General features: G+C 63.6%; 19 protein-coding genes. 7 read left to right on the top strand and 12 right to left on the bottom strand.

Translation table 11 applies throughout. The features are described from left to right. Positions 1-357: 357 nt before the first annotated feature. The 5 genes from rpmG to topA all read right to left on the bottom strand — a co-directional run bounded on the left by rpmG (position 358) and on the right by topA (position 7,467). The gene (rpmG, locus tag ACU5AY_RS09890; RefSeq protein WP_261930441.1) at positions 358-525 is read right to left on the bottom strand and encodes a 50S ribosomal protein L33; all 168 of its coding nucleotides are present in this window, start codon (positions 523-525) and stop codon (positions 358-360) included. Positions 526-618: 93 nt separating this feature from the next. Then, on the bottom strand, positions 619-1,800 hold the full coding sequence (locus ACU5AY_RS09885; RefSeq protein ID WP_446824562.1) for an MFS transporter: 1,182 nt from the start codon (positions 1,798-1,800) through the stop codon (positions 619-621). A gap of 228 nt (positions 1,801-2,028) precedes the next feature. Further along, positions 2,029-2,463 carry a DUF983 domain-containing protein gene (locus tag ACU5AY_RS09880; protein ID WP_446824561.1) on the bottom strand — a complete coding sequence of 145 codons (435 nt, stop codon included), beginning with the start codon at positions 2,461-2,463 and terminating at the stop codon, positions 2,029-2,031. An 11-nt stretch (positions 2,464-2,474) separates the two neighbouring features. After that, positions 2,475-4,799: a ribonuclease R gene (gene rnr / locus ACU5AY_RS09875; protein ID WP_446828990.1), complete on the bottom strand. Its 2,325-nt coding sequence runs from the start codon at positions 4,797-4,799 to the stop codon at positions 2,475-2,477. Positions 4,800-4,827: 28 nt separating this feature from the next. Then, positions 4,828-7,467: a type I DNA topoisomerase gene (gene topA / locus ACU5AY_RS09870; RefSeq protein ID WP_446828989.1), complete on the bottom strand. Its 2,640-nt coding sequence runs from the start codon at positions 7,465-7,467 to the stop codon at positions 4,828-4,830. A gap of 358 nt (positions 7,468-7,825) precedes the next feature. Between topA and ACU5AY_RS09865 the strand changes: the two genes are divergently transcribed. After that, positions 7,826-8,050 (top strand): hypothetical protein, encoded by a 225-nt coding sequence (locus tag ACU5AY_RS09865; protein WP_446828905.1) that lies wholly within the window; start codon positions 7,826-7,828, stop codon positions 8,048-8,050. Positions 8,051-8,065: 15 nt separating this feature from the next. Here ACU5AY_RS09865 and dprA read toward each other — a convergent pair whose 3' ends face one another. Genes dprA through ACU5AY_RS09845 form a run of 4 tightly spaced genes read right to left on the bottom strand, consistent with a single transcriptional unit; the run spans position 8,066 to position 12,090 of the window. Next, entirely contained in the window at positions 8,066-9,220 is a 1,155-nt protein-coding gene (gene dprA, locus ACU5AY_RS09860; RefSeq protein WP_446828904.1) for a DNA-processing protein DprA, read from the bottom strand. A gap of 4 nt (positions 9,221-9,224) precedes the next feature. Then, positions 9,225-9,824: a glycerol-3-phosphate 1-O-acyltransferase PlsY gene (gene plsY / locus ACU5AY_RS09855; RefSeq protein ID WP_446828988.1), complete on the bottom strand. Its 600-nt coding sequence runs from the start codon at positions 9,822-9,824 to the stop codon at positions 9,225-9,227. A gap of 38 nt (positions 9,825-9,862) precedes the next feature. After that, on the bottom strand, positions 9,863-11,152 hold the full coding sequence (locus tag ACU5AY_RS09850; protein WP_446828903.1) for a dihydroorotase: 1,290 nt from the start codon (positions 11,150-11,152) through the stop codon (positions 9,863-9,865). After that, complete coding sequence (locus ACU5AY_RS09845) at positions 11,149-12,090, bottom strand: aspartate carbamoyltransferase catalytic subunit (RefSeq protein WP_446824557.1); 942 nt, start codon at positions 12,088-12,090, stop codon at positions 11,149-11,151. Before ACU5AY_RS09845 ends, ACU5AY_RS09850 begins: the two co-directional genes overlap by 4 nt. 147 nt (positions 12,091-12,237) lie before the next feature. Between ACU5AY_RS09845 and ACU5AY_RS09840 the strand changes: the two genes are divergently transcribed. Then, positions 12,238-13,887: an acyl-CoA dehydrogenase family protein gene (locus ACU5AY_RS09840; RefSeq protein ID WP_446828902.1), complete on the top strand. Its 1,650-nt coding sequence runs from the start codon at positions 12,238-12,240 to the stop codon at positions 13,885-13,887. A 7-nt stretch (positions 13,888-13,894) separates the two neighbouring features. On the opposite strand, the gene ACU5AY_RS09835 is transcribed toward ACU5AY_RS09840, so the two are convergent. Together ACU5AY_RS09835 and ACU5AY_RS09830 are read right to left on the bottom strand one after the other, a co-directional pair. Beyond that, on the bottom strand, positions 13,895-14,818 hold the full coding sequence (locus ACU5AY_RS09835) for an AEC family transporter (protein WP_446828901.1): 924 nt from the start codon (positions 14,816-14,818) through the stop codon (positions 13,895-13,897). 87 nt (positions 14,819-14,905) lie between these two features. Next, on the bottom strand, positions 14,906-15,403 hold the full coding sequence (locus tag ACU5AY_RS09830) for an acyl-CoA thioesterase (RefSeq protein WP_446824554.1): 498 nt from the start codon (positions 15,401-15,403) through the stop codon (positions 14,906-14,908). Between the two features lie 154 nt (positions 15,404-15,557). Between ACU5AY_RS09830 and ACU5AY_RS09825 the strand changes: the two genes are divergently transcribed. From ACU5AY_RS09825 to ACU5AY_RS09805, 5 genes are read left to right on the top strand one after another with little or no spacing between them, the layout of a single operon-like run. Then, complete coding sequence (locus tag ACU5AY_RS09825) at positions 15,558-15,917, top strand: ArsR/SmtB family transcription factor (RefSeq protein ID WP_446828987.1); 360 nt, start codon at positions 15,558-15,560, stop codon at positions 15,915-15,917. Further along, positions 15,917-16,339, top strand: a complete 423-nt coding sequence (gene arsC, locus ACU5AY_RS09820) for an arsenate reductase (glutaredoxin) (protein ID WP_446828900.1) — start codon at positions 15,917-15,919, stop codon at positions 16,337-16,339. Before ACU5AY_RS09825 ends, arsC begins: the two co-directional genes overlap by 1 nt. After that, positions 16,332-17,054, top strand: coding sequence for an arsenical resistance protein ArsH (gene arsH / locus ACU5AY_RS09815; protein ID WP_446828899.1), 723 nt, complete (start codon positions 16,332-16,334; stop codon positions 17,052-17,054). Before arsC ends, arsH begins: the two co-directional genes overlap by 8 nt. A gap of 13 nt (positions 17,055-17,067) precedes the next feature. Further along, positions 17,068-17,415: a hypothetical protein gene (locus tag ACU5AY_RS09810; protein ID WP_446828898.1), complete on the top strand. Its 348-nt coding sequence runs from the start codon at positions 17,068-17,070 to the stop codon at positions 17,413-17,415. A gap of 8 nt (positions 17,416-17,423) precedes the next feature. Further along, the gene (locus ACU5AY_RS09805; RefSeq protein ID WP_446828897.1) at positions 17,424-17,804 is read left to right on the top strand and encodes a type II toxin-antitoxin system death-on-curing family toxin; all 381 of its coding nucleotides are present in this window, start codon (positions 17,424-17,426) and stop codon (positions 17,802-17,804) included. 3 nt (positions 17,805-17,807) lie between these two features. On the opposite strand, the gene ACU5AY_RS09800 is transcribed toward ACU5AY_RS09805, so the two are convergent. Next, positions 17,808-18,659, bottom strand: coding sequence for an urea carboxylase-associated family protein (locus ACU5AY_RS09800; RefSeq protein ID WP_446828896.1), 852 nt, complete (start codon positions 18,657-18,659; stop codon positions 17,808-17,810). Positions 18,660-18,743: the final 84 nt, after the last annotated feature.

The raw sequence follows: 18,743 nt of genomic DNA, 5'->3' as shown, positions 1-18,743 counted from the left end.
CTTGGCGTATGCCTTGCGCGAAACTTGAAAAATACTCAGAGTATTGATCTATCAAATAATTTTAGTATTGTGTTGCTCATATACACGGGCCCCAAAGGGCTGATGGTTACCCCATGATGCTCAGGTCCGCCGCATCTCCTGGGTCGTGGGGCTGGTCAGCTGGTGATGCACAAGCGGTTCCTCGTGCCGCGCATTGCCAGCTGACCCTCTTATTCAAGACCGCTGCCCGCAAGGGTGGCGGTCTTTTCAATTGCGGACCTGCAGTATTGAGCAACCGGTGCCGGGCTTGCCTTCGGGCAACAAAAAAAGCGCCAGCCTCTCGGGTGGCGCTTTCCCGGTGAAAACCGATCAAGCAGATTACTTGATCTTGGTTTCCTTGAACTCGACGTGCTTCTTGGCGATCGGATCGTACTTGGTCTTCGTCATCTTGTCCGTAAACGTACGGCTGTTCTTCTTGGTGACGTAGAAAAAGCCCGTGTCAGCGGTCGACAGCAACTTGATCTTGATGGTGGTAGCTTTCGCCATGGTAGTCCTGCCTTATATAAAAATGAAGCCGTGGACAGCCGGTACGGGTCCACGGCGAATTCTGGCGCGAAACTACAAATCGACGCCGAAAAGTCAAGTCCGTTTTGGTCTAAAAAGCAAACGGAGCAGGGATAGCACCACGTATAGTGCGAAGAATCCCGCGATTGCCCAGGCAAAACCGCTGTTTCCGCCGATATCCATCGATGCGCCGATAACCTGTGGGCCGGCCACGGTGCCGACCGCGTAGCAGAAGATGAAGGCCGCATTCGCCGCCGCCAGGTCCGATCCGCGCAGTCGCGCGCCCATGTGACTGAGTCCCACCATGTAGAGGCCGGACACGCTGCCGCCCCAGAACAGCAGCACTGCGGCCATCACAATCCAGTTGTGGGTCAGCAGCGGCAGTGCCATGGCGCCGATGAGGCCGATCAGCGCCAGCAGTGAGAGCAAGCTGCGCTTGTCGCGAATCTTGTCGGACAGCAGCCCGATCGGGATCTGGAAGACCACGTTGCCGATTCCCATGATCGTCAGCAGCAGTGCCCCTTGTGCCTCGCTGAAGCCGGCACGCGTCGCGTAGATCGGGAAGAGCGACAATCCGCCGGCCTCCACCGCGCCGAACACGAAGACGGCCGCCGTCGCCGTCGGCACGAGGAAGATGTAGCGGAAGAAATGCATTTCCGGCTTTTCGTCGAGTCGCGGGCTTTCGGCGCGGGCGATGAAGATCGGCACCGCCGACAGCAGGATGGCGCCGCCCGCCACCAGGAAGGGCAGGATGCCTTCGCTGCCGAGCAGCGAGTAGAGCAGGGGGCCGATCGCGAAGCCGAGTGCCAGCAGCGTCGCATATATGCCGAGCACCAGCCCGCGCTTCGTTGGCGGCGAGGCGGCGTTGATCCAGAACTCGGAGAGGATGAAGAGCGTTGTGATCGCGCCGTGGAAGAAGAACCGTAGCGGAAACCACAGCCAGAAATTCTCCACGTAATAAAAGCCGAACCCGGAGATCGTGGCGACCGCGACGGCAAACAGCATGATGCGGGCGACACCGAAGTCGTGGGCGAGCTTCGTGGTGATCGGGGCGGCCGCCATGGAGGCGAGGCCGGCCATGGCCGTGTTGAGCCCGATCAGGGTCGAGGGGATGCCGCGCTTTTCCAGGATGATGCTCAGCAGCGGCAGGCCGAGGCCGATGGCGATGCCGACCGAGGTGATCGACGCAACTGCGGCAATGAGCGATGGCCAGCGTATCTTGTCGGGGAACCCTGTCCCCGCGGTCTGCTCGGTCATCGGGGTGTCCTCATCCAGCCTGTTTGTCGCCGGCGGCAAGGCGCCGATGCACGGGGTCGGCAAGCGTTCGATGGTCCGGCAGCATAGGTCATGTCCCCCCTAAAGATGCAGATGGTCCGATACAATCGACCCGTCTGGTCTTCCATCCCGCGATGTCAGGGATGTACAGCCAAGAAATGGCGCGAAAGTCAAGCTGTTATAGTATTGCCGAACATTCCGGGAGGTTCGTCAGATGTCCCGCGGCTCGTCGGCCTCGCCGCCGAAACCGTGCATCCTGAGCGCCCATTGCAGGCCGATGACGCCGCCCTTGATGGGCTGGATGATGAGCAGCGCGATGATGATCGTCAGCGGCACCCAGATGGCGAGATGCACCCACATGGAGACCTGGAAGACGAGGTCGGTCATCATGAAACCGCCAACCATGACGTGGCCGAGTACGAGGATGACGAGATAGGGCGGCAGGTCGTCGGCACGCTGGTGGGAGATGTCCTCGCCGCAGGCCGCGCAGTTGTCGACGGGCTTGAGAAAGGCTTTAAACAGCCGGCCGCTGCCGCAGGCCGGGCAGCGGTTCAGCAAACCGCGCATGATCGATTGCCCGAGCGGCCGCTCCGCCTTGTCCACGCCACCGAATTCCATCGACTGTGCTCCGCTGTCCGTGGTCATTGTCGTCACTCCTATCGTCTGCCGCGTGGCGGGCGGGTGCCCGGCCGTTTGCCGGGGCCGCCGGACCGGCGACGGGTTGTCTTGTGGAAGGAACGAGTCGCCGTCGGCATCTTGCGCCCTTCGCTGAGCATTTGGAATTGCAGCGAGCCCGCGAGCGGCTGTGCGTGGACCAACTTCACCTCGACCTCGTCGCCGAGCCTGTATCCAAGCCCGCTCTTCTCGCCGGTCAGCGCCTGATGCGCCTCGTCGTAGATGAAGTAATCCATCCCCAGCGTAGATATGGGGACGAAACCGTCGGCTCCAAACTCCGGAAGCGCGACAAAAAGTCCGGCCTTCGTCACCCCACGCACCCGTCCCTTGAATTCTTCTCCGACACGGCCGGAAAGGTGGTGTGCGATCAGCCTGTCGACTGTATCGCGCTCGGCCGCCATGGCGCGGCGCTCGAAGGTCGAGATTTCGGCAGCGATGTCATCGAGCTGTCCTTCCTCTTCCGGGGTGATCCCGCCCTGGCCGAAGCCGAGGGAACCGACCAGCGCCCGGTGCACGATCAGGTCCGCATAGCGGCGGATCGGCGAGGTGAAGTGCGCGTATTTCATCAGGTTGAGGCCGAAATGGCCGATGTTCTCGGGACTGTAGATCGCCTGGCTCTGCGAGCGCAGCACCATTTCGCTGACCATCGTCTCGAACGCCTTGCCGGTGGCCTGCGCCAGGATGCCGTTGAACGAGTTCGCCCGCATGTGCCCGCCCTTGGCAAGCGAGATGCCGAGCGTGCCGAGGAATTCGCGCAGCGTCTCCTGCTTGGCGAGCGACGGCGCGTCGTGGACGCGGTAGATCAGCGCCTGGCGCTTCTTCTCCAGCGTTTCCGCCGCCGCGACGTTGGCCTGGATCATCATTTCCTCGATCAACTTGTGGGCGTCGAGGCGGGGCGGCACGAAGACGCGGTCGACCGTGCCGTCCTCCTTCAGGAGGATCTTGCGCTCCGGCAGGTCAAGGTCGAGCGGCTGGCGGCGGTCGCGTCCGCGCTTCATGACCTCGTAGGCGTGCCACAGCGGCTTCAGGATCGGTTCGAGCAGCGGTCCGGCCTTGTCGTCCTGATTGCCGTCTATGGCCGCCTGTGCCTGTTGGTAGGCAAGCTTGGCGGCGCTCTTCATCATGATCCGATGGAAAGTATGGCTGACCTTGCGGCCGTCCTTGGAAAAGGTCATGCGTACGGCAAGCGCCGGCCGGTCCTCGCCTTCGCGCAGCGAGCAGAGATCGTTGGAAATGCGCTCCGGCAGCATCGGCACGACGCGGTCGGGGAAGTAGACCGAATTGCCACGCTTCAAGGCTTCGCGGTCGAGCGCCGAACCGGGGCGGACATACCAGGAGACGTCGGCGATCGCGACCGTGACGATCACGCCGCCCGGATTGTCCGGCGAGGGGTCGTCTTCGGCATAGACGGCATCGTCATGGTCCTTGGCGTCCGCCGGATCGATGGTGATCAGCGGCACGTCGCGCCAGTCCTCGCGCTTCTCCATCGTTGCCGGCCTGGCACTGTCGGCCTCAGACAGAGCCGCCTGCGGGAAGATATAGGGGATGCCGTGGGCATGGATCGCGATCATCGAGATCGCCTTTTCGGACGCGACAGAGCCGAGCACGGACATGATCTTGCCGCGCGGCAGGCCGTAGCGGGCGGAGCGCACGACGTCCACCTCGACGAGGTCGCCGTCCTTGGCGTTCTCGACCGAATCCGGGTCGATGATCAACTCGTTGTCGCGCCGATCGACGGGGTCGACGCGTCCGCCGCCGCCGGGCGTTTCGCGAAACACGCCGAGGGCTGCCGTCTTGCGCTTGTCGATGACCTTGATGACGCGCGCCGTATAGGCCGGGCCGCCGCGATCCTTGGCCGGGAAGATCTTGGCGAGGATTCGGTCGTTGAGGCCGGCGGCCGGCGCCTTGTTGCGGCCGTTGGAGGATTGCTTGATCAAGACGGCCGGCGCGACGCCGGCATCCTCAGGCCACTCCGCCGGACGGCCGATCAGTTCGCCGTCCTTGTCGCGGGTGGTGATGTCAAGCACGGTGACCGGGGGCAGGGCGCCCGGCCGCATCAGCGACTTCCGCTTCTTCTCCAAGAGGCCTTCGTCCTCAAGGTCCCGCAACAGGTCCTTGAGCTCGACGCGGGCCTCGCCCTTCAGCCCGAACGCCTTGGCGATTTCCCGCTTCGAGGCCCGGTCCGGATAATCGGCGATGAAGCGCAGCAGCACATCACGCGGCGGCACCGCGCCGTGAATGATCGTCTCTTCCTTGCCGCTCGCCGCCGCAGTCCGATCGCGCCCCGGCTTGTTCGATTTCGGCATGTCGGCGCGGGGTTTCTTGCTCACGGGATCAGCTCTTCTTGGCCTTTGCGGCCGGTTTCTTGGCTGCCGGCTTCTTCTTCGCCGCAGCGGTCGTCTTCTTTGCGGCTGCCGGCTTCTTGGCCGGGGCCTTCTTGCCGCCGCCGCCCTTGCCAGCCTTTTCGGCGATCAGCACCAGGGCTTCCTCGACGGTCACCGACTGCGGATCCTTGCCCTTCGGCAGCGTCGCATTGACCTTGCCCCAGTTGACATAGGGTCCGTAGCGTCCGTCACGCACCGTGATCGCGCCGCCGTCCGGATGGTCGCCGAGCGCTTTCAGAGCCGCCGCAGCCGTCCGACCGCCGCGCTGTCCGGCATTGGCCTGCTTTTCGGCAATGACGGTGACGGCGCGGTTGAGGCCGATGGTGAATACGTCCTCGATGCTTTCGAGGTTTGCATAGGTGCCGTCATGCAGCACGAACGGTCCGTAGCGGCCGAGGCCGGCGGAAATCATCTTGCCGGATTCGGGATGCTTGCCGATATCGCGCGGCAGGTTGAGAAGCGCCAGCGCCTTTTCATGGTCGATATCCTCGACCTTCCAGCCCTTGGGCAGCGACGAGCGCTTGGCTTCCTTGCCGTCGCCTCTCTGGACGTAAGGGCCGAAGCGGCCGGAGCGCAGCGTGATTTCTTCGTCGGTCAGTGGATCCTTGCCGAGCGCCTTCGGTTCGTTGCCGGCCGCTTCCGCATCCGAACCGCCTTCGGTCGAAAGCTGACGGGTGTAGTTGCAGTCCGGATAGTTCGAGCAGCCGACGAAGGCGCCGTACTTGCCGAGCTTCAGTGACAGCTGGCCGGTGCCGCAGACCTGGCAGACGCGCGGATCGCTGCCGTCCTCCCTCTTCGGGAAGACCAGCGGCGCCAGTGCTTCGTTGAGCGCGTCGAGAACGTCGGTGACGCGCAGTTCCTTGGTGTCTTCGATCTGGGCGAAGAAATCGTTCCAGAAATTGCGCAGCACGTCCTTCCAGTTGAGGTCGCCGGCGGACACCTGGTCGAGCTTTTCCTCGAGATCGGCGGTGAAATCGTACTCGACATAGCGCTTGAAGAAATTCTCCAGGAACGCCGTCACCAGCCGGCCCTTGGCCTGCGGGATCAGCTTGCGCTTGTCGATCGTCACATAGTCGCGGTCGCGCAGCGTGGCGAGCGTCGCGGCGTAGGTCGACGGACGGCCGATGCCGAGCTCTTCCATTTTCTTGATCAGCGAGGCTTCCGAATAGCGCGGCGGCGGCTCGGTGAAATGCTGGCTGGAATTGATCTTTTCCTTGGCGAGCTTTTCGCCGGCATTGATCTCCGGCAGGCGGCCATCCTCGTCACCGTCGTCCGACTGCTCGCCGTCTTCCTTCTGGTCGGTATAGGCGGCGATGAAGCCGTCGAAGCGGATGACCGAGCCGGTGGCGCGCAGGCCGGCGACGCGGCCGTCGGCACCCTTGGCGGAGATTTCTACAGTCGTGCGCTCGATTTCGGCGGACGCCATCTGGCTGGCGATGCCGCGCTTCCAGATCAGGTCGTAGAGCTTCAGCTGGTCGCCGTCGAGGTGGCGGCGGACCTTGTCGGGCGAGCGGTTGAAGTCGGTCGGACGGATGGCTTCGTGCGCTTCCTGGGCGTTCTTCGCCTTGGTCGAATAGAAGCGCGCCTTTTCCGGCAGGTAGCGTTCGCCGAACTGGTCGGCGATCGCGCGGCGGGAGGCGTCGATGGCTTCCGGCGCCATCTGCACGCCGTCGGTACGCATATAGGTGATCAGACCGACGGTCTCGCCGCCGATGTCGATGCCTTCGTAAAGCTTCTGCGCCACCTGCATGGTGCGCGAGGCGGAAAAGCCGAGCTTGGAGGAGGCGGCCTGCTGCAGCGTCGAGGTGGTAAACGGCGGCGACGGATTGCGCCGGACCGGCTTCGCCTCGACCGTGTCGGCGGAGAAGCTGGCGCCTTCGAGGAGCGCCTTCAGCGATCCGGCCTGCTCGCCGTTGGTGACGGAGTTGCGGTTGAGCCGCTTGCCGTCGGCCGAGACGAGACGGGCCTGGAACTCGTCGCCGCGCGGCGTCTTCAGGTCGGCCGAGATGTTCCAGTATTCCTCGGCGACGAAGCGCTCGATCTCCGATTCGCGGTCGCAGACGAGGCGCAGCGCCACAGACTGCACGCGGCCGGCCGAGCGGGCGCCGGGCAGCTTGCGCCAGAGCACCGGCGACAGGTTGAAGCCGACGAGATAGTCGAGAGCGCGGCGGGCGAGATAGGCGTCGACCAGTGCGACGTCGATGTCGCGCGGGTTCTCCATCGCGTCGAGCACCGCCTTCTTGGTGATCGCGTTGAAGACGACGCGCTTGACCGGCTTCTTGCCGATCACCTTGCGCTTGTTGAGCAGGTCCAGCACATGCCAGGAAATCGCTTCACCTTCGCGATCCGGGTCGGTCGCCAGAAACAGGCCGTCGGAGGACTTCATCGCATCGGCGATGTCCTTGACGCGCTTTGCGGAATCCTTGTCGACCTCCCACAGCATCTCGAAGTCCTGGTCGGGCAGCACCGAGCCGTCCTTGGCGGGAAGGTCGCGCACATGTCCGAACGAGGCGAGCACCTTGTAGCCCGGCCCGAGATACTTGTTGATCGTTTTGGCCTTGGCAGGCGACTCCACCACTACAACATTCATCATACTACTCTGGTATCCGTTCTCGTTCCGGCATGTCTGGTGAAAACGACCGCATTCGGATGCGACATGTCAATCGTGCCGGATCGTCTCCACACGCAGTCCCACACCTTCTTTTGAAGGATGCCCCTCGGCATTTGAAGGATGCCCGCCGGCTTGGCAGGCTGAATTTCGCGTATTTTCCCGCATTTCGGCCTCTCGAAATGGACAGGGATTTCGTTTCGGTCAAGAGCAAACCTTCAAATTCCGCCGAATACACGGAAATACAACCTATGGAGGAATACGTTCTGCTTGCAATTTTAGATAAACAATTTATGGTGATGCAAGCAGAAAGACACGGACCCGAGAAGGCTCTCTTGCCATGCAGCAAACGCGCAAGACCGCAAAGCTCCCAGGAAGTGCGAAGCCGGTCGATCACGAGGCGGACGGGATCGTCTACATTCGCCAGATGCTCGGTGAATTGCGCCGTGTCGCCGACGAGCAGGGCGCCGACATGCTCTGCTATCTGATCGAGATGGCCTATGAAGAGGCGGGCGACGTCCTGTCCGGCCGCCGGCCGCGTTCGATTGTCCTCGGTGGTGGCTGACCGGCAAGCCCGTATTCAACCTGCGTCGATCAGCGAGACCATGCCGCCGGCATGCCGCTGCAGGCGCCCCGCCAGATCCAGTTCCAGCAAGATGAGGTAGACCGCCGATGCCGGCAGCCCGGTATGGCGGATGACGTCGTCGATCTCCACGGGCGTCGGGCTCAGCGCATTGACGAGGCGGGAGCGGTCGCTGTCGTCGGGTGGCGGCGCGATCGGCCGGTCGTCATCGTCGCCATAGGGTTCGCTGACGGTCGGCGGCGAGAACAGGTCGATGTCCGACATCGGCGCCAGCGCCTCCAGGATATCCTCGGCCGAGGTGGTGACGATGGCGCCGTTCTTTAAAAGGCCGTTGGTGCCTTCGCAGCGTGGATCGAGTGGCGAGCCGGGAACGGCAAATACCAGCCGCCCGAATTCGGCGGCGAGCCGGGCGGTGATCAGCGAACCGGAGCGGCTGGCGGCCTCGATGACGGTCAGGCCGAGTGCCACGCCGGCGATCAAACGGTTGCGCCTTGGAAAATCGCGCGCCCGCGGTTCCCAGCCGAAGGGCATTTCGGTGATCGCCACACCGCCGCCGTCACATATGGCATCAAGCAGGCTCTGGTTTTCCGGCGGATAGGTCTGGTCGAGGCCGCCGGCCATGGCCGCGACGGTCCCGGTCGAAAGGCTGGCGCGGTGGGCCGCTGTGTCGATGCCGCGGGCAAGCCCCGAGACGATCGCATATCCGGCGCGTCCGCATTCGCCGGCGATCATGGCGGCGAACTTCGCGCCGCTGATCGAGGCATTGCGCGAGCCGACGATGCCGACGGCCGGGCGGGTGAGGGTGGTGGCGTCGCCCTTGACGGCGAGAAGCGGCGGCGCGCCGTCGATGTGCCTGAGGGACGGCGGATATTCCGGTTCGCCGATGCCGACGAACCGCCCGCCGAAGCGGTAAAGCGCGTCGAGTTCCCGTTCGGCCTCGCCGACGGTCGCGACGCGCATCGGCCTCGTCGAGCCGCCCCGGGATGAAAGTTCCGGCAGGGCGGCAAGCGCCGCCTCGGCGGTGCCGAAATGATTGATGAGATCGCGGAAGGTGGCCGGGCCGACATTGTCGGAACGGATCAGCCTGAGCCAGCAGATCCTTTGTCTGTCGGTGAGTGCGATGCCCTTGCGTCTTGCACTCACCTCTTCCATGGACCTAGCCCTTCTGTCCGATTTTCCCCTCGGTGCCGGAAATGAGCCGTTCGATGTTCGCCTTGTGCTTCCACCAGCTGATCAGCGTCAGCACGGCCATGACGAGCGATATTTCCGGGTGTCCAGTAATCCACAATGCAACCGGAATGACAAGCGTTGCAACCAGAGCGGACAGGGACGAGTAGCGGCTGAGATAGGCGATCGAGATCCAGACGACGGCAAACACCAGCACCATGACCGGCGCCAGGCCGAGCAGGATGCCGATATAGGTCGCGACACCCTTGCCGCCCTTGAAGCCGAGCCAGACCGGGAAGAGGTGGCCGAGGAAGGCGCCAACGCCGGCCACCAGCGCGCCGTGCAGGCCGAAAAGCTCGGATGCCATCAGCACCGCCGCCGTGCCCTTGAAGGCGTCGAGCAGCAGGGTCAGGGCGGCGAGCTTCTTGTTGCCGGTGCGCAGCACGTTGGTGGCGCCGATATTGCCGGAGCCGATGCTGCGCACGTCGCCGAGACCGGCCATCTTCGTCAGGATCAGGCCGAAGGGGATCGAGCCGAGCAGGTAGCCGCCGACCAGCGCCGCGGCGAGCGCCAGAAGTCCGGGGGACATCGATGCAGTATCCAAGGCGGGCTCCTCCTTAAATGGGCCTAGACTTCGAAGACCTTGCGGCCCTTCACATAGGTGGCGACGGCGCGGCCGCTGAAGCGCGCGTCCTCGAACGGCGTGTTCTTCGAGCGCGACTGCAGCTGGTCCTTGGAAACCAGCCACGGTTCGTCGACGTCGATCAGGATGATGTCGGCATTCGCGCCGGGCTTCAAGGTGCCGGCCTCGAGCCCGAAGATTTCCGCTGGACGCGTCGACATGGCCGAGATCAGCCGCGAGAGGCCGACCTGGCCGGAATGGTGCAGGCGCAGCGCTGCCGACAGCATGGTCTCCAGACCGACGGCGCCATCGGCGGCATCGGCAAACGGCAGGCGCTTGGTGTCGACGTCCTGCGGATCGTGCGAGGAGCAGATGAGGTCGATCGTGCCGTCGGCCAGTGCGGCGACCATCGCCATCCGGTCGTCCTCGGTGCGCAGCGGCGGCGACAGCTTGAAGAAGGTGCGGTACTCGCCGATGTCGTTCTCGTTGAGCGACAGGTGGTTGATCGAGATGCCGCAGGAGACGTTGGCGCCGCGCGAACGGGCGACCCGGATCGCGTCTGCCGATTCCGGCACCGAGATCTTCGCCGCGTGATAGGCGGAGCGCGTTAGCGTTGCCAGACGCAGGTCCCGCTCGAGCGGAATGATCTCCGCTTCCTTCGGGATGCCGGAAAGTCCGAGCCAGCTTGCCAGCAGGCCTTCGTTCATGACGCCGTTGGCGCCGAGATAGGTGTCGCGGGTCTCGAGTGCGATGACCGCGCCGTGCTCGCGCGCATAGGTCATGGCGCGGCGCAGCACCTGCGCGTCCGGCATCGCCCGCCGGCCATTGGTGAAGGCGACGGCACCTGCTTCCTTGAGCATGCCGATCTCGGTCATCTCCTGGCCGTCCAGACGCTTGGTCAGCGCCGCTGCCGGATAGATATTGACGATCGCCTCGTCGCGGGCGGTCTTCTTGATGAATTCGACCAGCGCGATGTCGTCGATCACCGGCTCGGTGTCTGGCATCATGATGAAGCTGGTGACACCGCCGGCCGCCGCCGCCTTCGAGGCGGACGCGATCGTCTCGCGGTGTTCGGCACCGGGCTGGCCGACATAGACGCGGGCGTCGACGAGGCCGGGGGCGGCGATCAGGCCGCCGCAGTCGCGCACTTCCGCGCCGTCGGGCGTGCCCTGGTTCTGGGCATCGGCGCCGGCGGCAACGATCCTGCCGTCCTTGACGATGATGGTCCCGGTCTCGTCGAGACTGCGGGAGGGATCGATGATGCGGACATTCTTGAGGACGAGGGCGGAAGTCATGCACGCGGCCCCTGGTTTTGAGACAGAAGAAGGGTTTCCATGACGGCCATGCGGACAGCGACCCCCATTTCCACCTGGCTTTCGATGACGCTCTGCGGACCGTCGGCGATCTCGGAGGCGATTTCGACGCCGCGGTTCATCGGACCCGGATGCATGACGAGCGCGTCGTCTTTGGCCGCTTTCAGCTTTTCGGCATCGAGGCCGTAGAAGTGGAAGTATTCGCGCACCGAGGGCACGAAGGAGCCCGCCATGCGCTCGCGCTGCAGGCGCAGCATCATGACGACGTCTGCGTCCTTCAGGCCTTCCTTCATGTCGTGGAAGACCTCGACGCCCATGTCGGCCATGCCGGCCGGCAGCAGCGTGGCCGGGGCGACGACACGTACCCGGGCGCCCATCAGGTTGAGCAGGATGATGTTGGACCGGGCGACGCGCGAATGCAGCACGTCGCCGCAGATCGCCACGATGATGCGCGAGAGCTTGCCCTTGGCGCGCCGGATCGTCAGCGCGTCGAGCAGCGCCTGGGTCGGATGCTCGTGCTGGCCGTCGCCGGCATTGACCACAGAGCAGGAGACCTTCTGCGCCAGAAGCGCGGCGGCACCGGCCGAGGAGTGGCGGAGCACCAGCACGTCCGGGTGCATGGCGTTCAGCGTCATCGCCGTGTCGATCAGCGTCTCGCCTTTCTTCACCGACGAGTTTCCAACCGACATGTTCATGACGTCTGCGCCAAGGCGCTTGCCTGCCAGTTCGAAAGAGGCTTGAGTGCGGGTGGACGCCTCGAAGAAGAGATTGATCTGCGTCAGGCCGCGGAGGGTAGAGGTCTTTTTTTCCCGCTGCCGGCTGATCTGGACGGCCTCGTCGGCCTTGTCGAGAAGCAGTTCGATATCGAGCGGGGAAAGGCCCTTTATGCCGAGGAGATGGCGATGGGGGAAGAAGACCATAAAACGTCCTCCTTGCTTGGTCAGGCGGTCTATAATGACTGCGGGGTCCCGCCGCAAGCAGCCTTTCGGATCAATATCGATGATCCCCATGCAATTTGAAACGAATCCGGATAGAAGCCGGACAAAACGAACAGCGAAAAGAAGCCAATGAACCGGACCGAAGAAAAACTCCAGGAACTGAACCAGCCCAAACCCTGGTCCGGCATCAACGCCTACCGGTCGGATCCGCTGCTTCTTGACCTGACGTCGTCCATGCACCGGTCGCTTCGCGAGGACTTCGAGGCGCTCGGCCGTTACGTCACCTCGCCGGAGGCCCAGGAGCTGGCCCGCATGGCGAACCAGGGGACGCCGCAGCTCAGGACCCACGGTCCGCGCGGCGAGCGGCTGGACGTCGTCGAGTTCCACCCGGCCTGGCACGCGCTGATGCGCCGGTCCATGTCTGCCGGCCTGCATTCCTCGATCTGGGATTCGTCCGCCGATCCCGACGCCAAGGGCATGGCCCACAAGGTGCGCGCCATCCGCTTCTATCTGACGGCGCAGCTCGAATGCGGCCATCTCTGCCCGCTGACCATGACCAGCGCGTCGGTTGCCGCGATGATGTCCAATCCGCAGGTTCAGCGCGAATGGGGACCGAAGATCCTCTCGCGCAAGTATGATTCCGCCAACAAGCCGGCCAAGCAGAAGTCCGCCGTCACCATCGGCATGGGCATGACGGAAAAGCAGGGCGGCACGGATGTCCGTGCCAACACCAGCCGCGCCGAAAAGGTGAGCGAGGGCATCTACCGGCTCTCCGGCCACAAGTGGTTCATGTCCGCGCCGATGAGCGACGCTTTCATCATGCTCGCCCAGACCGGGCAGGGGCTGGGCTGCTTCCTTGTGCCGCGCCTCCTGGAAGACGGCTCGACCAACGGCCTGCAGTTCCAGCGCCTGAAGGACAAGATCGGCAACCGCTCGAATGCGTCTTCCGAGGTCGAGTTCACCGATACGTTCGGCTACCTGCTCGGCACGCCGGACGGCGGCATCCGCACGATTCTCGACATGGTGACGCTGACCCGGCTCGACTGCGCGCTGGCATCGGCCGCCATCATGCGGGCGTCGCTGGCCGAAGCCGTCCATCATTGCCGCGGCCGCAAGGTGTTCGGCAAGGAACTGGTCGCACAGCCGCTGATGACGCGCGTGCTGGCCGACATGGCGCTCGACGTCGCGGCCGCCACTGCGCTCTCCTTCCGCGTCGCCGACGCCTTCGACCGTGCCCGCGACAATCCGGAAGAGTCCGCCTATGCCCGCGTCATGACGCCGGTCGCCAAGTACTGGGTCTGCAAGATCGCGCCGTCGCTCATTTACGAGGCGATGGAATGCATCGGCGGCTCCGGCTACATCGAGGAACGCAACATCGCCCGCCACTACCGCGAGGCCCCGGTCAATGCGATCTGGGAAGGTTCCGGCAACGTGATGGCGCTCGACGTTCTGCGCGTGCTGGAAAAGGGCGAGGGCCTGTTCGAGCAGGTCTTTGCCACCCTGTCGCGCGACCTCGGTCCGTCCGGCCCGAAAACGGTGCAGGTGCTGCGCGCCGCCATCGCGCTCTGCCAGCGCGACGAGGGCGCCGCCCGCATGCTGGTCGAACAGCTTGCTCTGGCGGGCGCTGCCGCCGAACTCTACCGGATCGGTGCCGGCAAGATTGCCGATGCCTTCCTGGAAACGCGTCTCGCCGGGGGCTGGCGCACGACATACGGCATGCTCGACGCCCGCTTCGACGCCCGCTATTTCGTCGACATTCTCTATCCGGCTGCGAGCTGACGGCGGCTCAGACGCCGACGATCAGCAGAATCAGCGGAATGGAAATGAAGGAGACCGCCGTCTGCACCGTTGCGACGGCGGAGTAGAGTTGCGCGTCGCCGCCCATCTTCTTGGCCAGCACATAGCCGTTCATTGCCGTCGGAACACTGGCGGCCAGCGCCAGCATGGACAGTTCCATGCCTGAAACGCCGGCCAGCATGCCGATCCCGACCATCAGCGCCGGGAAGGCGAAGAGCTTCACGATCACCGGAATGATCACCAGTCGGCTTGGCTTCAGCGCATCGGCAATGACGAGTCCGGCACCGACCATGATGAGGCTGAGGCTGAGCGCCGAGCGCGAGACGAGATCGATCGCCGTCATCAGCGGCTCGTAGATCGAAAGTCCGCTGAGGCTGACGAACACGCCGGCGAGCGAGGAGACGATCAGCGGATTGGTCATGATGCGGATCATCAAGGTCATGTGATTGCGCGGCCGGCCGGAGAACCACTCCAGCATCACCACGTTGATGATGTTGATCGGCACGATGATGACCGCCATCACCAGGGCGATGATCGCCAGGCCGACCTGTCCGGCCAGCTTGTCGGCGATGGCAAGCGCCACGAAACCGTTCCAGCGTGTCGACGTCTGGAAGATGGTGGTGAACGAGGAAGCGGGAACGCCGATCCGCTTGAACAGCGGCCAGCTGAGCCAGGTCAACGCGCAGGTGATCAATACGGCCGACAGCGTGACGACGGCAATCACGCCCGCCGGAATTTCAGCGAAATTCGTTCGCGCCAGCGTGATGAACAGCAGCGACGGAAAGAGCACGTAGAAGCCCAGCTGCTCCAGTCCGGTCCAGAGATTCTGGTCGATGAATGGTGCGCGTCTCAGCGCAATGCCGAACAGCACAAGCAGAAAGATCGGCAGGACGCTTTCGAAGATCAGCAGCATGGGGAGGGCTCCGGGGCGGGGTGGCGCAGTAGTATCGACCGCCGCCCTCTTGTGCAATGCAAGATCTGGCCCTCTGCGACGCTCGGATCAGACGTCGGCCGCTTCCTTGACCTCATGCAGCCGCGTTTCGAATTCGCGCCGCAGTTCGCGCCGTGCTTCGGCAGCGATGTTGCGCCGCTTCTTCGCATCCGTATCGAGACAGAGTTCCGGAACGCTCGTCGGCCGGCCATGCTCGTCGACCGCGACCATGGTGAAGTAGCAGGAGTTCGTATGCCGGCGCGTTCCCGTACGGATGTTTTCCGCTTCGACCCGGATGCCGATCTCCATCGATGTCCGGCCGGCATGATTGACCGAGGCGCGGAAGGTGACCAGTTCGCCGACATGGATCGGCTGGCGGAAGACCACCTGGTCGACGGAAAGCGTGACGGCATATTGCTTCGAGAAGCGCGAGGCGCAGGAATAGGCCACGCGATCGAGAAGGTTCAGAAGCGCGCCGCCATGCACCTTGCCGGAAAAGTTCGCCATGTCCGGCGTCATCAGGACGACCATTTCGAGCTGGCTGGGATCATGGGCGTGATGGTTCATGGGGCGCTGGTCCTTGTGTGGCGACGTATTGACATGTTTTGGCAGTCGGCGAGGGGAAGGGCAAGCCGGCTCGGCGCATGCCTGCCATTCGGACTTGCGTCGTCACGGCACTCGCAGTATGAGTCATTTCAATGTTTCAAGGATTATTGAAATGATGTCGGAGCAAAACGCGCTGCTGGCCTTTTCGGCGCTCTCCCAAGAGACCCGCCTCAGGATCGTGCGAATGCTGGTGGCTGCCGGAGCGGAAGGCTTGGCAGCGGGGGCGATTGCCGAAAAGGTCGCGGTCTCGCCCTCCAACGTGTCGTTTCACCTGAAGGAGCTGGAGCATGCCGGGCTCATCGTCGCGCGACGTGAGTCGCGCTCGATCATCTATGCGGCAGATTATGCGGCGCTCTCGGGCCTTGTCGTCTTCCTGATGGAGAATTGCTGCGCCGGCCAACCGGAGATTTGCGGCCCCGTCGCCCAGGTGCTCGCCTGCGCGCCGGCCGGAACAACAAAAGAGAGGACATGCTGATGGACGTGACGATCTACCATAACCCCGCCTGCGGGACCTCGCGCAACACGCTGGCGATGATCCGCAATGCCGGCATCGAGCCGACCGTCGTCGAATATCTGAAGACGCCGCCGTCGCGCGAAACGCTGGTGAAGATGATCACCGATGCCGGCCTGACGGTGCGCGAGGCGATCCGCGAGAAGGGGACCCCCTACCACGAGTTGGGGCTCGACAATCCGGAGCTTGGCGACGATGCGCTTCTCGACGCGATGCTCGCCCATCCAATCCTCATCAACCGTCCCTTTGTCGTCACGCCCATGGGAACCCGGCTTGCGCGCCCTTCGGAAGTCGTCCTCGACATCCTGCCGGAGACGCACAAGGGGGCCTTCACGAAGGAGGACGGCGAACAGGTGCTCGACAGCGAGGGCAAGCGCATTGTCTGACACTGAATTCGATCTGCCGGCCGCTGATCCGGACCATCTCCGCAAGCCCGATCTTGCCGCCCTTCGCCCGGCCTTTTCCACGCACAAGCCGCGAATCCTCATCCTTTACGGCTCGCTCAGGCCGGTCTCCTACAGCCGCTTGCTGGCACAGGAGGCGGGGCGCCTGCTGGAATATTTCGGCTGCGAGGTACGGATCTTCGATCCCGCGGGCCTGCCATTGCCGGACGGCGAGCCCGCAACCCATCCCAAGGTCAAGGAGCTGCGCGATCTTTCCGCCTGGTCGGAAGGGCAGGTGTGGGTGAGCCCCGAGCGCCATGGCGCCATGACCGGCATCATGAAGGCGCAGATCGACTGGATTCCGCTGTCGCTCGGCGCGGTCCGCCCGACGCAGGGCAAGACGCTTGCCGTCATGCAGGTCTCCGGCGGCTCGCAATCCTTCAACGCCGTCAACCAGTTGCGCGTTCTCGGCCGCTGGATGCGGATGATCACCATCCCCAACCAGTCCTCCGTCGCCAAGGCCTGGCAGGAGTTCGGCGAAGACGGCCGCATGAAGCCGTCCGCCTATTACGACCGCGTCGTCGATGTCTGTGAGGAACTGGTCAAGTTCACCCTCCTGACCCGCGACGCCTCCGGCCATCTCACCGACCGCTACAGCGAACGCAAGGAAACCGCGGCGGAACTGATGGCGCGCGTAAACCTGAAGACGGCGACGTGAGCCGGATAAGTTGATGCTTGGGCAACAAGCGGGCCTGATTGGAACCCACATCGCATCATGCTATATTGAGGACATGGCAAAGAAGCTCAAAACAGCGAAGTCGATAACGGTAGAGGGCAATCCGAAGGTTGTCCGCAATGCGCGTACTGGTCAGTTCGTCTCGGCGAATAAGGGGTCAATGTTTTCCGCAAAGACCACGTCCACGCCGGCATCGCCTTATATCGAAAATCGACAGCCAAATTCATCGGGCGGAGTGGCCACGGACTCTTCTCTTCCCGATGACACCTACGCCGTCTCCATGGAAGCTGGCAAGGATGTCTTTGCCCGCTTCGATTGGGCATTGACCCAGCTCGCCAAATAATGAGGACGGTGTCGCTTGAGGCGCTGATCGAGCTTCAGGCGAAAACAATCAAGGTGCATGGCGGCTTGCCGGGTATCAAGGATGAGAGCCTCATCAAAGGCGCTCTGGAACGTCCCCTCAATATCGTCGCCTACGAGCCGGAGGCTTCTCCCGGACGTCTCGCAGCTGCGGTCTGTCACGGCATCGCAAGAGGGCACGGTTTCAACGATGGCAACAAGCGGGCTGCCTTTCTCGCACTCAACATTCAGTTGAGGTTGCTCGGCTATTTGCTGGACTGCTCCCAGCGCGACGCCGTGCGGGTCATTCAGGACGTCGCGAGCGGCGGTATGGAAGAAGCAGTGCTCGCCGAATGGATCGATGAGCACCTTCTCCCGCTGCCATATCGCTGACCCTTACGGCCGCCCCTTATAAGCGCTCGGCTCCGGGAACGCCCAGTCCTTGAGCATCGCCATGTCCGGCCGGTAGATCTCCACCTTCAACGGATAGCAGGCGGCCGTGTCGCTGGAATGTTCGGAACTGCAGTCGCCGCCCGGGCAGGCCGAGAGCGCGCCGAGAAGATCGATTTCGGCAAAAAGCTCCAGATAGTCGCCGGGCCGCACCGGGCTCGCCTTCATGAAATACTGGTGCGTGTCCTTCGTGAAGCCGGTGCACATGAAGACGTTCAGCACGTCATGCACATGCGGTTCGGCATCCTTCAGGCTGATGCCCTTTTCCTCCGCCAGTGCGCCGCAGAGGTTCGAATGGCAGCAATGGTGATAGTCGCCGCCCGAAAGCAGCCGGTTGGTATAGGGGTCGCAGCGCGTGCCGATGACGTCATGCACGCCGCCGCCGTCCTCGTCGAAACCGTACCAGCCCAGCGTGTCGTGGCTGATCGTCGCCATCGGCCTCAGATACGGCATGTTGCTCCATAGCCGGTTGCCGGTCGTCACGTGGGTTGCGTGTAATTGCCGCGTCTTGCCGGAGAAGAAGCGCTCGGAAAGGTCATTGGCATTCCAGAGATTGAGGTCGCCGACCTGCGGCCCCTCGATGCTGACCATGCGGATGAAGTGGCCTTTCGGCGCCGAAAACGTCTTGCCGTCGCGCGGCGGCACGATCACCTCGTCCACCTTTTCCATGGTCTCCCGCAGCGTGCGCAGGAGCGCCATGTCCGGCTTCGGCAGCGTGTCGTTGGGATAGCAGACAACAGGTCGCGCGGCGCGGCGGGCCGCGGCATCGGCGGGCGGAGAGACTGTTTCGGCAGACATCGGGGCTCGCTTTCGGAAGGGAAACGCTTTTTGCGCAACTTGCCGCGAAGACGGCGCCTTGGCAACTGGCCGAAGGGTGCCACA

The organism is Rhizobium sp. PAMB 3174 (genome assembly GCF_052908375.1).
Note: the sequence above shows the minus strand (reverse complement) of the source record. Positions and strands in the feature narration are given on the sequence as shown.